The 14,700-nt window shown below is 54.9% G+C and carries 13 protein-coding genes; 11 read left to right on the top strand and 2 right to left on the bottom strand.

The annotated features are described in order from the left end of the window. Positions 1–95: 95 nt before the first annotated feature. Positions 96–1,793 carry a nitrate/nitrite two-component system sensor histidine kinase NarQ gene (gene narQ, locus OGX96_RS09620; RefSeq protein WP_286582863.1) on the bottom strand — a complete coding sequence of 566 codons (1,698 nt, stop codon included), beginning with the start codon at positions 1,791–1,793 and terminating at the stop codon, positions 96–98. Between the two features lie 260 nt (positions 1,794–2,053). Here narQ and aegA point away from each other — a divergent pair, with 260 nt between their 5' ends. From aegA to OGX96_RS09605, 3 genes are all read left to right on the top strand, one after another. After that, positions 2,054–4,033, top strand: a complete 1,980-nt coding sequence (aegA, locus tag OGX96_RS09615; RefSeq protein WP_008785428.1) for a formate-dependent uric acid utilization protein AegA — start codon at positions 2,054–2,056, stop codon at positions 4,031–4,033. Between the two features lie 156 nt (positions 4,034–4,189). Then, the gene (nudK, locus tag OGX96_RS09610) at positions 4,190–4,765 is read left to right on the top strand and encodes a GDP-mannose pyrophosphatase NudK (RefSeq protein WP_008785426.1); all 576 of its coding nucleotides are present in this window, start codon (positions 4,190–4,192) and stop codon (positions 4,763–4,765) included. A 123-nt stretch (positions 4,766–4,888) separates the two neighbouring features. Next, the gene (locus OGX96_RS09605; protein WP_008785425.1) at positions 4,889–5,932 is read left to right on the top strand and encodes a DUF1176 domain-containing protein; all 1,044 of its coding nucleotides are present in this window, start codon (positions 4,889–4,891) and stop codon (positions 5,930–5,932) included. On the opposite strand, the gene tkt is transcribed toward OGX96_RS09605, so the two are convergent. Then, positions 5,922–7,916 carry a transketolase gene (gene tkt / locus OGX96_RS09600; protein ID WP_286582861.1) on the bottom strand — a complete coding sequence of 665 codons (1,995 nt, stop codon included), beginning with the start codon at positions 7,914–7,916 and terminating at the stop codon, positions 5,922–5,924. The two genes, OGX96_RS09605 and tkt, sit on opposite strands and share 11 nt — an antisense overlap. A gap of 280 nt (positions 7,917–8,196) precedes the next feature. Here tkt and maeB point away from each other — a divergent pair, with 280 nt between their 5' ends. The 8 genes from maeB to eutN all read left to right on the top strand — a co-directional run bounded on the left by maeB (position 8,197) and on the right by eutN (position 14,698). Next, the gene (maeB, locus tag OGX96_RS09595; RefSeq protein ID WP_003835063.1) at positions 8,197–10,476 is read left to right on the top strand and encodes an NADP-dependent oxaloacetate-decarboxylating malate dehydrogenase; all 2,280 of its coding nucleotides are present in this window, start codon (positions 8,197–8,199) and stop codon (positions 10,474–10,476) included. A 160-nt stretch (positions 10,477–10,636) separates the two neighbouring features. Next, complete coding sequence (eutS, locus tag OGX96_RS09590) at positions 10,637–10,972, top strand: ethanolamine utilization microcompartment protein EutS (RefSeq protein WP_286582857.1); 336 nt, start codon at positions 10,637–10,639, stop codon at positions 10,970–10,972. Between the two features lie 12 nt (positions 10,973–10,984). Then, positions 10,985–11,464, top strand: coding sequence for an ethanolamine utilization acetate kinase EutP (gene eutP, locus OGX96_RS09585; protein WP_003037998.1), 480 nt, complete (start codon positions 10,985–10,987; stop codon positions 11,462–11,464). Next, on the top strand, positions 11,442–12,140 hold the full coding sequence (eutQ, locus tag OGX96_RS09580; protein ID WP_103285614.1) for an ethanolamine utilization acetate kinase EutQ: 699 nt from the start codon (positions 11,442–11,444) through the stop codon (positions 12,138–12,140). Before eutP ends, eutQ begins: the two co-directional genes overlap by 23 nt. Positions 12,141–12,149: 9 nt before the next feature. After that, complete coding sequence (gene eutT, locus OGX96_RS09575; protein WP_286582853.1) at positions 12,150–12,953, top strand: ethanolamine utilization cob(I)yrinic acid a,c-diamide adenosyltransferase EutT; 804 nt, start codon at positions 12,150–12,152, stop codon at positions 12,951–12,953. Then, positions 12,950–13,966, top strand: coding sequence for a phosphate acetyltransferase (pta, locus tag OGX96_RS09570; protein ID WP_032944169.1), 1,017 nt, complete (start codon positions 12,950–12,952; stop codon positions 13,964–13,966). Before eutT ends, pta begins: the two co-directional genes overlap by 4 nt. A gap of 36 nt (positions 13,967–14,002) precedes the next feature. Further along, entirely contained in the window at positions 14,003–14,296 is a 294-nt protein-coding gene (gene eutM, locus OGX96_RS09565; protein ID WP_003835054.1) for an ethanolamine utilization microcompartment protein EutM, read from the top strand. Between the two features lie 114 nt (positions 14,297–14,410). After that, a complete protein-coding gene (gene eutN / locus OGX96_RS09560) occupies positions 14,411–14,698 on the top strand; it encodes an ethanolamine utilization microcompartment protein EutN (protein WP_003038011.1) in 288 nt (95 codons plus the stop codon). Positions 14,699–14,700 lie beyond the last annotated feature (2 nt).

The following is a 14,700-nucleotide window of genomic DNA, read 5'->3' as shown; positions in this document are numbered from 1 at the left end:
AGAAGATAATGTAAATTATCATGCCCGTTTACAGCATACCTTTCGTGCCAACGCCGTCAGGCCTGGATCCAGACCCGACGGCGCTTTGCGGTTCTTTACGTTAGCTCACTGTCTGATTCAGCCGAACGGAAACTGATGCTCACTAACGTTCCCCCTCCGGAAGGTTGAGAGAAGGTCAACGTGCCGCTTAGTCTTTCCGCCCGCTCACGCATAATATTGAGTCCATAGTGCCCTGTAGGCTCATGCGGCTCGCCAATGCCGATGCCGTTATCGCGGATATAAACCGTGTGGTTGCCGTCCGGAGCCGTTACGCAGCTGACGGCAATTTCGCTCGCGCTGGCATGCTTAATGGCGTTCAGCACCGCTTCGCGGATGATCTGCAACAGGTGCACCTGCATTTGCGCATCCAACGCCAGCGTGGGTAACCGACAGTCGAGTGTGAGTTTAGCTGAGGTTTGATTTTGCAGCGTTTCCAGCATTTCATGCAGGGCGGAGGGTAAGTCTGCCTGCTGTAAGGTCAGACGGAAGGTGGTGAGCAGTTCGCGTAGCTGACGGTAGGCATCGTTCAGCGCCTGGGAGAAATCCGCCATAATGCTTTGCGCCGGGGCGTTATCCTCCGGGATTGAACGTTTAAGCAACGTGAGCTGAATGCGTAAATAAGAGAGCACCTGCGCCAGCGAGTCGTGCAGCTCGCGTGCAATCGTCGCTCGCTCCTCCATTAACAACAGCTGCTGAAAATGTTTTTGCGCCTGGTTGAAGTACAACCCGCGTCCCAGCATCGAGGAGACGCTGTTGAGCAGCGGAGTAGAAGCATTGACGTTTGGACTTTGCCAGTGCAGTTCGCCGTAGACGGTTTCCTGCATGGTGACAGGCAGGATCTGCATCGGTAGCTCGAGGCTTTTAGTCCCTTCGCTAATCCGCCAGTTATCACCGACGGTGAGTTCAAGGAAATACGCGGCGTCATGTTCGCGGACGATCTGTAAAATATGGCGGAAGCAGTGCACGTCAATCTGGCTGGTATTTAACGCCTGGGAGCACTGATACAACACCTCCAGACGGCGATTGGCTTCGTGCAGATCGTGAGTTTTCTCGGCCACAGACGCTTCCAGCGAACGATACAGCTTGTGTAATTCACTCGACATCTGGCTAAACGTTTTGCCCAGCAACCCCAGTTCATTAGGCAAACCGGTATCCAGCTGTGGGATATCAAATTGACCGTGTTCAATTTGCTGACTGGCCATCACCAGTTTATTCAGCGGACGCACCACCTGCTGGCGAATGCGCCGCAGGGTAAAGAAGACGAGGGTGAATATGCCGATCCCGCCCGCCAGCGAGATGCCAAATACCAGCATTACTTTACGCTCGGCATAATGCTGCAACGCCAGCACGAAGAGATCGATCTGATCGACGTAGTTGTTGATGTTGGCCTGGTACCATTTTAAATCGCCGTCGATCAGGCGGGCGTTCATTTCCAGCCAGTTAGCATGCAGACGTCCATAGCGGCTTTTTACCGCTTGTGGCACATACCACGCGTTCAGATTCTGTAATGCTGGCGAGTTTAGCGCCTGCTGGAAAAGCTGGCGGTGGGCGTTAAGCTGCGGGCTCTGGCTTTGTAGATCGTAACCCAGACGGTAGCTTTGCATGCGCAATGAGCCAGCAACGTTGATGGCTTCGGCATCTCGCAAGCTGCTGGTCAGCGTGAGCAGCGCAATACCCGTTGAGAGAATCGACAGCATCACTATGTAGAAAAAAGCTTTAGCCAGACTGGCCGAGACCGGACGCTTTACCGTCACTTGTGCATCCTCACACAATACACGTCGCGCCTGAAAACAGCGTGAACGATGCGGTGTATTTGATAAATGTTAATAAAACGCCATGAAACTGGATGGTAACTGAAACACAATTTCATATGCGATGAAATAAATTGATCTGCCACAGGTTCTGGATAAATAGTTGTGCTTCCTGGGCAAATGAACATTGCCGCTTCCTTCCGTGTCGGTTAATAACACTCTTATAAAGAATAAGGTTTTTGCAACCAAAAAAGAAGGAAGCCATGAATCGTTTTATTATGGTCAATAGCCAGCAGTGCCTGGGATGCCATGCCTGTGAGGTCGCCTGCGTCATGGCTCACAATGGCGAACAGCATGTCCTGAGCCAACGGCATTTTCAGCCCCGAATTACCGTCATTAAGCATCAGCAGCAGCGCAGCGCGGTGACCTGCCACCACTGCGAAGATGCACCCTGCGCCAGAAGTTGCCCAAACGGGGCAATTAGCCATGATAACGACAGCGTTCAGGTGAACCCGCAAAAGTGTATTGGCTGTAAATCGTGCGTTGTAGCCTGTCCTTTCGGCACGATGCAGATCGTACTCACTCCCGTCGCCAAAGGGAAGGTGAAAGCTACCGCGCACAAATGCGATCTGTGCCAGGGGCGTGAACAGGGGCCCGCCTGCGTAGAGAACTGTCCGGCGCAGGCGTTACAGCTGGTGACGGAAAATTCGCTTACCGGTCTGTCAAAAGCGCGCAGGCTGCGTACCGCAAGTTTGGAAAGCCAGCCATGGCATGCCAGCACTACCGATTTTGTTCCACATGTCATCACTAAACGTGAGCAAATGCAGGCGACGCCTGCGCGCGGGGAGCCGGATAAACTGGCGATTGAGGCCCGGAAAACCAGCTTTGAAGAGATCTATCTGCCGTTTCGTACGGCGCAGGCGGAGCGCGAAGCCTCTCGCTGCCTGAAATGCGGCGACCACAGTATTTGCGAATGGACCTGTCCACTGCATAACCACATTCCGCAGTGGATTGAACTGGTCAAAGCCGGGAATATCGACGCGGCGGTTGAGCTTTCTCACCAGACCAACTGCCTACCGGAGGTGACCGGACGCGTATGCCCGCAGGATCGACTCTGCGAAGGGGCATGTACGGTGCGTAGCGAGCATGGCGCAGTTACCATCGGTAATATTGAGCGTTACATCTCCGATCGGGCGCTGAGTAAAGGATGGCGACCGGACTTAAGCCATGTGCAGAAAGTGGACAAGCGTGTTGCCATCATCGGTGCGGGTCCGGCGGGTCTGGCCTGTGCGGATGTGCTTGCGCGCAGCGGCGTCAGCGCCACCGTTTACGATCGCCATCCTGAAATTGGCGGTTTGCTGACGTTCGGTATTCCGGCCTTCAAGCTGGACAAATCGCTGCTGGCGCGTCGCCGTGAAATCTTCAGCGCCATGGGCATTCATTTTGAACTTAACTGTGAAGTGGGTAAGGATGTCGCGCTTGAAAAGCTGCTGGAGGATTACGATGCCGTGTTCGTGGGCGTAGGAACCTATCGTTCCATGAAGGCGGACCTGCCAAATGAAGACGCGCCAGGCGTGTATGATGCGCTGCCGTTCCTGATTGCCAACACCAAGCAGGTGATGGGGCTGGAGGAACTGCCTGAAGAACCGTTTATCGACACCGCCGGACTAAACGTGGTTGTGCTGGGCGGAGGCGATACGGCAATGGACTGTGTGCGAACCGCCCTGCGTCATGGCGCAAGCCAGGTGACCTGCGCCTATCGTCGTGATGAAGCCAACATGCCCGGCTCGAAAAAAGAGGTGAAGAACGCCCGGGAAGAGGGGGCAAATTTCGAGTTTAATGTTCAGCCGGTTGAGCTGGTGTTGCATGCCGATGGGCGAGTCAGCGGTGTGCGTTTCTTACGTACTCAACTTGGCGAACCTGATGCGCAGGGCCGTCGCCGCCCGGTTCCCATTGCCGGGAGTGAGTTTGTGATGCCCGCAGATGCGGTGATTATGGCGTTTGGTTTTCACCCACACGGCATGCCGTGGCTGGAGTCGCATGGCGTTAAAGTCGATAACTGGGGGCGCATTGCCGCCGATGTTGAAAGTGCATACCGTTATCAAACCAGTAACCCGAAAATCTTTGCCGGTGGTGACGCGGTACGCGGTGCAGACCTGGTGGTTACGGCTATGGCGGAAGGGCGGCACGCCGCCCAGGGGATCGTCGACTGGCTGGGCGTAAAATCAGTCAAATCTCATTAATCGGCGAGTAGGCCGGATAAAACGCGTTAGCGTTGCCATCCGGCAATGTGCCGCATGAATGCCTGATGGCGCTTTGCTTATCAGGCCTACATTGTTCCAAGACAAACCCGGTTTCACGGCGTAGTATTATTTCTCACTTCTTGCTGTGGAGCCGGTATGTCGCAAAAAATTACCCTCATCAAAGATAAAGTCCTTTCCGATAACTACTTCGTCCTGCGCAATATCACTTATGACCTGACCCGTAAGAATGGAGAGGTGATCCGTCACAAACGTGAGGTTTACGATCGTGGCAACGGCGCCACAATCCTGCTGTATAACCCGGAGAAGAAAACGGTGGTGCTCATCCGCCAGTTTCGCGTTGCGACATGGGTCAACGGTAACGAAGACGGTCAACTGATTGAAACCTGCGCCGGGCTGCTGGATAACGACGAACCGGAAGCATGTATTCGAAAAGAGGCGATTGAAGAGACCGGCTTTGAAGTGGGTGAAGTACGTAAACTGTTTGAGCTATACATGTCGCCGGGCGGTGTGACGGAAATAATCCACTTCTTCATCGCGCAATACCGTGACAGTCAGCGGACAAACGCGGGTGGCGGCGTGGAAGATGAAGATATTGAAGTTCTGGAACTGCCGTTCACACAGGCGCTGGAAATGATCAAAACGGGTGAGATCCGTGACGGTAAAACGGTGCTATTGCTGAACTATTTGCAGTCATCGCATCTCATGGACTAATGCGCGGGATTTATATTTCTTTACAAATTTACGGCCAATCCGACGATTCTTATTGAGCCACATCAGTCGCGCAAGGAAGATACCGCTTAGGCTGTGTGTTTTGACTTCGGGGTTGTACCGTCCATGCGCTATCGCGTTATTCTCCTTTTCCTGCTCGGGTTGCTACCCGCCCGATTGCTGTGGGCTGCGCCCGCGCAACAGGCATTTTCTGACTGGCAGGTAACGTGTAATAACCAAAATTTTTGCGTGGCGCGTAATACCGGAGAGCACCACGGCCTGGTCATGACCTTGAGCCGCAGCGCCGGGGCACATACCGACGCCGTGTTGCGTATTGAGCTGGGCGGGCTGGAATCGTCCAGCGTCAAAGAGAGCGATATTGCGCCGCGTCTGCTGTTGGATGGTGCGCCACTCTCGCTGAGCGGCGAGCACTGGCGCATAACTCCCTGGCAACTGACGACCGATGATCCCGCCACCATCAGCGCATTTTTACAAACCGTACAGGACGCGAAGGCGATTACCCTGCAAAAAGGTGCGCAAAACCTTTCGCTGGTCGGGCTAAAAGCCGCATTGTTGTTTATCGACGCCCAGCAAAAACGGGTGGGGAGCGAAACCGCATGGATTGAAAAAGGTGACGAGCCTCCGCTCAGCGTACCTCCGGCCCCCGCGCTGAAAGGTGTAGCGGTCATTAATCCAACGCCAACGCCTCTCACGCAGCAGGAGCGCAGTGAACTGCTGGACTATGGTAACTGGCGGATCAACGGTATTCGTTGCTCTATCGATCCGCTGCGTCGCGAGATGCGCGTCACGGCCCTAACAGACGATAAAGCGCTGCTGATGATTGGCTGTGAGGCCGGGGCGTATAACACCATCGATCTGGCGTGGGTGGTTTCACGTACGACTCCGTTGACTTCACGCGCGGTACGGTTAAGCCTGCCGTTTAAAACGGATGCAGAAAGTCGCGATATGGAGCTGACCAACGCTACGTTTGACGAGAAGTCGCGGGAGCTGGTCACCCTCGCTAAAGGACGAGGGTTGGCAGATTGCGGTATCCAGACCCGCTGGCGCTACGACGGTCAACGTTTTCGCCTGGTGCGCTATGCCCAGGAGCCAAGCTGCGATAACTGGCATGGGCCAGATGCCTGGCCCACGCTGTGGATCACGCGTTAAGCACCTTGTGCGCTTTGTCGACGATGTTATCTACCGTAAAGCCGAAGAACGGGAACAGTTTGTCCGCTGGAGCCGACTCTCCATAACCCGTCATCCCAACAATTGCCCCTTTCAGCCCGACATATTTGTACCAGTAGTCAGCAATTCCTGCTTCTACCGCCACGCGAGCGCTGACGTTTGCTGGCAGGACCGATTCCCGGTACGCCTCATCCTGGGCGTCGAAGATATCGGTTGAGGGCAGAGAAACCACTCGCACGTTACGACCTTCTCCGGTCAGTTTTTCCGCTGCCAGCAGCGTGATTTCCATTTCTGAACCGGTAGCAATCAAAATAACATCCGGCTTACCGCCGCTATCCTTCAGTACATAACCGCCGCGGGCAATTTGCTGCACCTGCTCAGGCGTGCGCTCAACCTGTGCCAGATTCTGCCGCGAGAGGATCAGCGCCGTTGGCCCGTCATGACGTTCGACTGCCAGCTTCCAGCCTACTGCCGCCTCCACCTGATCGCACGGTCGCCAGGTACTGAAATTAGGCGTCAGGCGCAGGCTGGCGAGCTGTTCAACGGCCTGGTGCGTAGGACCATCTTCCCCCAGACCAATTGAGTCGTGGGTATAAACCATGATTTGTCGGGCCTTCATCAGCGCCGCCATACGCGCGGCATTTCGGGCATATTCGACAAACATCAGGAACGTGGCGGTGTACGGTACGAAGCCCCCGTGATGGGCAATACCGTTGGCAATCGCCGTCATACCAAATTCACGCACGCCGTAGTGGATGTAGTTTCCTGCATGATCCTCTTTAAGAGAGGAGGAGCCTTTCCAGATGGTCAGGTTGCTGGGGGCCAAATCCGCCGATCCGCCAAGCAGCTCTGGCAGTATAGGCCCGTAGGCGTTAAGGGTATTTTGCGAGGCCTTACGGGTGGCGATTTTGGCCGGATTGGCCTGCAGCTCGGTAATATATTTCTGGGTTGTTGCCTCCCACTCTTTCGGCAGCCCACCGCTCATCCGGCGAGAAAACTCTGCCGCCAGTTCCGGGTAGGCTTGTTGGTAAGCTGCGAATTTCTCCTTCCAGCCCTGTTGCGCTTTTTCGCCTTTCTCGCGTGCGTCCCACGCCCGGTAAATCTCTTTGGGGATCTCAAAAGCAGGATGATGCCACCCCAGCTTCTGCCGGGTCAGTGCCACCTCTTCTTCGCCCAGCGCAGCGCCGTGCGCTTCTTCTTTTCCGGCTTTATTTGGTGAGCCAAAACCAATCACCGTGCGGCAGATAATCAGCGATGGTTTATCGGTAACAGCCTGCGCTTCCTGAATGGCTTTTTTCACCGCCTCTGGGTCATGACCGTCAATGTCGTGTACCACATGCCAGTGATAAGCCTCAAAGCGTTTTGCAGTATCGTCGGTAAACCAGCCGTCGGTTTCACCATCAATCGAGATGCCGTTGTGATCGTAGAAGCCAATGAGTTTGCCAAGCCCCAGCGTGCCCGCCAGCGAACAAGCCTCGTGTGAAATACCCTCCATCAGACAGCCGTCGCCCATAAAGACCCAGGTAAAGTGGTTAACAATCTCATGGTCCGGCTGGTTAAACTGCGCTGCCAGCGTACGCTCGGCAATAGCCATGCCGACGGCGTTGGCTAAACCCTGACCCAGCGGTCCTGTCGTGGTTTCCACGCCCGGCGTGTAGCCAATTTCCGGGTGCCCTGGCGTCTTCGAATGGAGCTGACGGAAGTTCTTTAATTCTTCGATCGGCAGGTCGTAACCGGAAAGATGCAACAGGCTGTAAAGCAGCATTGAGGCGTGGCCGTTGGACAGAATAAACCGGTCACGATCGTACCAGGTGGGGTCGGTCGGGTTATGGCGTAGAAAATCGTTCCACAGAACTTCGGCGATATCGGCCATCCCCATTGGTGCTCCAGGGTGGCCGGAGTTAGCTTTTTGGACGGCATCCATACTTAGCGCACGAATGGCATTGGCAAGCTCTTTACGGGTCATAGGAAATACTCCTTGAAAAGTAAAGTGTTAGATGCGTGTTGTGATTCACACTTTTGGGAAAATTGCGGGCGTTGTCAGCAAAAAGCATAGCAGACAGGCATGGTATTGCTGGATTAAGCAGGTAACATGGTTGTTATAAATTGATAACAAACTCTTTCTTTGAATGGTGAGAGTTTGGGGACCTTCAAAGTTTGTACCGTTGACTGAGGTGATAATGTGCGGCTCAGTAGAATGGTTACCCGCGCCACTTTTTTGATAGATACGTGAAAGGAACAACAAGATGGATGACCAGTTAAAACAAAGCGCCCTCGATTTCCACGAATTTCCGGTACCCGGTAAAATCCAGGTTTCTCCGACCAAGCCTCTGGCAACGCAGCGCGACCTGGCGCTGGCCTACTCGCCGGGCGTGGCTGCACCGTGTCTTGAAATTGAAAAGGACCCGCTGGCAGCCTACAAATACACCGCGCGCGGCAACCTGGTTGCGGTTATTTCCAACGGCACAGCGGTGCTGGGTCTCGGCAACATTGGCGCGTTGGCCGGCAAACCGGTGATGGAAGGTAAAGGCGTTCTGTTTAAGAAATTCGCCGGGATCGACGTGTTCGACATTGAAGTCGATGAACTCGATCCGGATAAGTTTATCAATGTGGTTGCGGCCCTGGAGCCCACGTTTGGCGGTATCAACCTCGAAGATATTAAAGCGCCGGAGTGCTTCTACATTGAGCAAAAACTGCGCGAGCGCATGAATATTCCGGTCTTCCACGATGATCAGCACGGTACGGCAATCATCAGTACTGCCGCTATTCTGAACGGTCTGCGGGTGGTTGAGAAAAATATCTCTGACGTGCGCATGGTGGTGTCTGGTGCAGGTGCGGCGGCGATTGCCTGTATGAACCTGCTGGTAGCGCTGGGTATGCAGAAACACAATATTGTGGTCTGTGACTCCAAAGGTGTGATTTACAAAGACCGCGAACCGAACATGGCGGAAACCAAAGCGGCTTACGCGGTGGTGGATGACGGTAAGCGTACGCTGGATGATGTCATTGACGGCGCAGATATTTTCCTCGGCTGCTCGGGCCCGAAAGTGCTGACGCAGGAAATGGTTAAGAAGATGGCGCGTGCGCCAATGATTCTGGCACTCGCCAACCCGGAGCCGGAAATCCTGCCGCCGCTGGCAAAAGAGGTGCGTTCCGACGCCATCATCTGTACCGGTCGTTCAGACTACCCGAACCAGGTTAACAACGTCCTGTGCTTCCCGTTCATCTTCCGCGGTGCGCTGGACGTTGGTGCGACGGCCATCAACGAAGAGATGAAACTGGCGGCGGTGCACGCCATTGCTGAGCTGGCGCATGCCGAGCAGAGTGAAGTGGTGGCCTCTGCTTATGGCGATCAGGACCTGAGCTTCGGCCCGGAATACATCATTCCGAAACCGTTCGACCCGCGTCTGATCGTCAAAATCGCCCCTGCTGTGGCGAAAGCGGCGATGGACTCCGGCGTGGCAACGCGTCCGATTGCCGACTTTGACGCTTACATCGATAAGCTGACTGAATTCGTCTACAAAACCAACCTGTTCATGAAGCCGATTTTCTCCCTGGCACGCAAAGCGCCGAAGCGCGTGGTGCTGACCGAAGGGGAAGAAGCGCGCGTACTGCACGCTACCCAGGAGCTGATCACGTTAGGGCTGGCAAAACCGATCCTGATCGGTCGTCCGAGCGTGATCGAGATGCGCATCCAGAAACTGGGTCTGCAGATCAAAGCGGGCGTCGATTTTGAAATCGTCAACAATGAGTCCGATCCGCGCTTTAAAGAGTACTGGAGCGAGTACTACCAGATTATGAAGCGTCGTGGGATTACCCAGGAGCAGGCGCAGCGTGCGGTGATCGCCAACACTACGGTGATCGGCGCAATCATGGTACAGCGCGGCGAAGCGGATGCGATGATCTGCGGTACGATTGGCGACTACCATGAGCACTTCAGCGTGGTGAAAGAGGTATTTGGTCATCGCGACGGCGTGCATACTGCCGGGGCGATGAACGCCTTGCTGCTGCCAAGCGGTAACACCTTTATCGCCGATACCTACGTCAACGACGATCCTACGCCTGAGCAACTGGCGGAAATCGCCGTGATGGCGGCAGAGACCGTGCGTCGCTTTGGTATCGAACCGAAGGTGGCGTTGCTGTCGCACTCCAACTTTGGTTCCTCTAACTGTCCGTCGGCCAGCAAAATGCGCGACGCGCTGGAGCTGATTAAGGCGCGCGCGCCAGAGTTGATGATTGACGGCGAAATGCACGGCGACGCCGCGCTGGTGGAAAGCATCCGTAATGACCGCATGCCGGACAGTCCGTTGAAAGGCTCAGCGAATATTCTGGTGATGCCAAATATGGAAGCGGCCCGTATTAGTTACAACTTACTACGCGTTTCCAGTTCTGAAGGCGTAACGGTTGGCCCGGTGCTGATGGGGGTTGCGAAACCGGTTCACGTATTAACGCCGATCGCCTCTGTTCGTCGTATCGTTAATATGGTGGCGCTGGCGGTTGTAGAAGCCCAAACGCAGCCGCTGTAATTTCACTTTAATTTATTTCCGGCGCGGGTTTCTCCCGCGCCTTTTTATTTTCCCTTTCTTAGTGATCTACTTCACCTTTTAAACTTGGTTGCCGAATTTTGTTATTTACTCTGACAAAAAATTGCCACGATGAGGGCAGTTTTAGCGGAGGCGGTGAGCAATGGAAAAAAAACGCATTATTCAGGAATTTGTGCCGGGGAAACAGGTCACGCTGGCGCATCTCATTGCGCACCCCGGCGAGGAATTAGCGAAAAAGATCGGCGTACCCGAAGCGGGCGCTATCGGCATCATGACGCTGACGCCAGGCGAAACCGCGATGATTGCCGGTGACTTAGCCATGAAGGCGGCGGATGTACATATCGGTTTTCTCGATAGATTCAGCGGCGCTCTGGTGATCTACGGTTCGGTAGGCGCAGTAGAAGAAGCGTTATTACAGACGGTAAGTGGTCTGGGTCGATTATTAAATTTCACTTTGTGCAACCTGACAAAAAGTTAATCAGAGGCGGCGATGAAACGTATTGCATTTGTCGGTACGGTGGGGGCGGGGAAAACAACGCTCTTTAATGCGCTACAGGGGAATTATTCCCTCGCCAGAAAAACACAGGCCGTGGAGTTTAATGAAAATGGCGATATCGATACGCCAGGGGAATATTTTAGCCATCCGCGCTGGTATCACGCCTTAATTACCACGCTGCAGGATGTCGATACGTTGATTTATATACACGCGGCAAATGATAAAGAAAGTCGCTTACCTGCCGGGCTGTTGGATATCGGCGCCAGTAAACGACAAATCGCCGTTATCAGTAAAACGGACATGCCGGATGCCGACGTCGCCGCAACGCGACAACTACTTCGCGGGATGGGGTTTCAGGAGCCGATTTTTGAGCTCAATAGCCATGACCCGCGCAGCGTGCAGCACCTGGTGGATTATCTGACTGAGCTCAGCCAAAAGGAGGAAAGGGCAGGTGAAAAAACTCATCACAGCTAACGATATTCGTGCGGCCCACGCACGCGGCGAACAGGAAATGTCTGTTGTTCTGCGCGCCAGCATCATCACCCCGGAGGCGCGCGAAGTTGCGGAGCTGCTGGGCGTTACCATCAGTGAATGCGATGAATCCGCGCCAACTGCTGCTGTACCGGCGGCGGTTGATGATGGCAAAACGGAAAGCCAGCGCATTCGCGAAACCATCATTGCGCAGTTACCGGAAGGGCAGTTTACCGAAAGCCTGGTCGCCCAGCTGATGGACAAAGTTATGAAGGAGAAGCAGTCGCTGGAGCAGGGCGGAATGCAGCCGAGTTTTAGCTCGGTAACCGGCAAAGGCGGCGTCAAAGTCATCGACGGCAGCAGCGTGAAGTTTGGTCGTTTTGACGGCGCGCAGCCGCACTGCGTGGGCTTAACCGATCTGGTGACCGACCAGGACGGTAGCAGCATGGCCGCCGGGTTCATGCAGTGGGATAACGCTTTTTTCCCATGGACGCTGAACTACGACGAAATCGACATGATTCTGGAAGGTGAGCTGCACGTTCGCCACGAAGGCGAAACCATGATTGCAAAAGCCGGGGACGTCATGTTTATCCCGAAAGGTTCCAGCATCGAATTTGGTACGCCATCGACGGTGAAGTTTCTGTATGTGGCCTGGCCTGCGAACTGGCAGTCCTGCTAAGGCGGATGTATGAAGGATTTCATTACCGAAGCATGGCTCAGAGCGAATCATACGCTCAGCGAAGGGGCTGAAATTCATCTCCCCGCTGACGCTCGCCTGACGCCGTCTGCCCGGGAATTACTGGAAAGCCGACATCTGCGTATTAAGTTTATCGACGAGCAGGGCAGCCTGTTTATTGATGACGAAGAACAGCAGCCGCAGCCGGTGCATGGATTAACCAGCAGCGATACGCATCCACAGGCCAACTGCGAACTGTGCCATCAACCGGTGGCGAAGAAACCGGACACCCTGACGCATCTGACGGCGGACAAGATGGTCGCCAAAAGTGACCCTCGGCTGGGATTTCGCGCCGCGCTGGACAGCACCATCGCCCTGGCTGTGTGGTTGCAGATTGAGATGGCAGAACCGTGGCAGCCGTGGCTGGCGGATATCCGCTCGCGCCTGGGCAATATTATGCGCGCTGACGCCATGGATGAGCCGCTGGCAGCACAAGCTGTCGTGGGTTTAAGTGACGAAGATTTACACCGTCTTTCGCATCAACCGCTGCGCTATCTGGACCACGACCATCTGGTGCCTGAAGCCAGCCACGGACGTGATTGCGCGCTGCTTAATCTGCTGCGTACCAAAGTCCGTGAAACGGAGACGGTGGCGGCCCAGGTGTTCATCACTCGCAGTTTTGAGGTTATGCGACCGGACATTATGCAGGCGCTCAACCGCCTTTCCAGTACGGTCTACGTGATGATGATTCTGAGCGTTGCGAAGCATCCGCTGACGGTTAACCAAATTCAACAGCGACTGGGGGAGAAGCAATGATCATTGAACGTGCTCGTCAACTCGCCCAACGCTCACCGGCACGTGTGGTGTTCCCGGATGCGCTGGATGTCCGGGTGCTGAAGGCGGCGAATTACCTGCATCAGCACGGTCTGGCACATCCCATTCTCGTCGCCAGTCCGTTTGCGCTGCGCCAGTTTGCCCTCAGCCACCGGGTGGCAATGGATGGCATTCAGGTTATCGATCCGCAAAGCAATCAGCCAATGCGCGAAGAGTTTGCGCTGCGCTGGCTGGCTCGCGCGGGAGATAAAACGCCTGCGGATGCGCTGGAAAAACTCAACGATCCGCTGATGTTCGCCGCTGCAATGGTCAGCGCGGGTAAAGCTGACGTCTGTATTGCGGGCAATCTCTCATCAACAGCGAACGTGCTGCGTGCCGGATTACGCATTATCGGGCTACAGCCTGGCTGTAAAACGCTGTCGTCAATTTTCCTGATGCTGCCGCAGTACCTTGGTCCGTCATTAGGTTTTGCCGATTGCAGCGTCGTGCCGCAGCCCACCGCTGCACAGTTGGCGGATATTGCGATTGCCAGCGCGCAGACATGGCAGGCGATCACTGGTGAAGAGCCGCGCGTGGCTATGCTGTCGTTTTCAAGTAATGGCAGTGCTCGCCATCCTAACGTCGCTAACGTGCAGCAGGCAACCGAGATCGTTCGTGAGCGTGCCCCGCAGCTTACCGTGGACGGAGAACTGCAATTTGATGCCGCCTTTGTTCCGGATGTCGCAGCGCAAAAAGCGCCCGCCAGTCCGTTAAAGGGCAATGCCAATGTGATGGTCTTCCCATCGCTCGAGGCAGGCAATATTGGCTACAAAATCGCTCAGCGTCTGGGAGGGTATCGTGCAGTAGGTCCGTTGATTCAAGGGCTTGCCGCACCGCTTCATGATCTCTCTCGTGGCTGTAGCGTACAGGAAATTATCGAACTGGCGTTGGTGGCAGCAGTGCCGCGCCAGACTGACGTGAGTCGTGAAAACGCCTCACAAACACTGGTTGTTTAGGTCCCGTTCTGGACCCCTTAATGAGAGGAAAACACAATGGAAGCATTAGGAATGATTGAAACCCGGGGCCTGGTTGCACTGATTGAGGCTTCTGACGCAATGGTTAAAGCGGCACGCGTGAAACTGGTTGGCGTGAAGCAGATCGGTGGCGGTCTGGTCACTGCCATGGTCCGTGGCGACGTAGCGGCATGTAAAGCTGCAACGGACGCAGGTGCTGCGGCAGCACAGCGTATTGGCGAGCTGGTTTCAGTACACGTGATCCCACGTCCGCACGGCGATCTGGAAGAAGTGTTCCCGATCAGCTTTAAAGGCGACAGCAACGACATGTAAGTCGTCCATGTGACGCCACAGACTTCATTGCTGGCGTCACCCTCTCTCCTTTTCACATTACCTTCTGCGGAGGGTAGGGGGAGGTTTTACCTGAAATATGCCACGGAGGCGCGTATGAAACTGGCAATCGTTACAGGACAAATTGTTTGTACCGTACGCCATCAGGGGCTCGCGCACGACAAGTTGCTGATGGTGGAAATGATTGACGCCCAGGGAAATCCCGACGGGCAATGTGCTGTTGCTATCGACAGCATCGGGGCGGGAACCGGAGAGTGGGTGCTGCTGGTCAGCGGAAGCTCCGCCCGTCAGGCGCACCGGAATGAATCATCGCCTGTCGATCTGTGCGTGATTGGCATTGTCGATGAAGTGGTGGCAGGTGGTCAGGTGATCTTCCATAAATAAGG

It is taken from the genome of Citrobacter sp. Cpo100, from assembly GCF_030332595.1.
GTDB classification, from domain to species: domain Bacteria; phylum Pseudomonadota; class Gammaproteobacteria; order Enterobacterales; family Enterobacteriaceae; genus Citrobacter; species Citrobacter portucalensis.
This window is presented reverse-complemented; position numbering and strand designations above follow the sequence as displayed.

Bases quoted from the DNA above. Each gene is read 5' to 3' on its own strand.
- aegA (WP_008785428.1), top strand. From the start codon at position 2,054: ATGAATCGTTTTATTATGGTCAATAGCCAGCAGTGCCTGGGATGCCAT.
- nudK (WP_008785426.1), top strand. From the start codon at position 4,190: ATGTCGCAAAAAATTACCCTCATCAAAGATAAAGTCCTTTCCGATAAC.
- OGX96_RS09605 (WP_008785425.1), top strand. From the start codon at position 4,889: ATGCGCTATCGCGTTATTCTCCTTTTCCTGCTCGGGTTGCTACCCGCC.
- tkt (WP_286582861.1), bottom strand. From the start codon at position 7,916: ATGACCCGTAAAGAGCTTGCCAATGCCATTCGTGCGCTAAGTATGGAT.
- maeB (WP_003835063.1), top strand. From the start codon at position 8,197: ATGGATGACCAGTTAAAACAAAGCGCCCTCGATTTCCACGAATTTCCG.
- eutS (WP_286582857.1), top strand. From the start codon at position 10,637: ATGGAAAAAAAACGCATTATTCAGGAATTTGTGCCGGGGAAACAGGTC.
- eutP (WP_003037998.1), top strand. From the start codon at position 10,985: ATGAAACGTATTGCATTTGTCGGTACGGTGGGGGCGGGGAAAACAACG.
- eutT (WP_286582853.1), top strand. From the start codon at position 12,150: ATGAAGGATTTCATTACCGAAGCATGGCTCAGAGCGAATCATACGCTC.
- pta (WP_032944169.1), top strand. From the start codon at position 12,950: ATGATCATTGAACGTGCTCGTCAACTCGCCCAACGCTCACCGGCACGT.
- eutM (WP_003835054.1), top strand. From the start codon at position 14,003: ATGGAAGCATTAGGAATGATTGAAACCCGGGGCCTGGTTGCACTGATT.
- eutN (WP_003038011.1), top strand. From the start codon at position 14,411: ATGAAACTGGCAATCGTTACAGGACAAATTGTTTGTACCGTACGCCAT.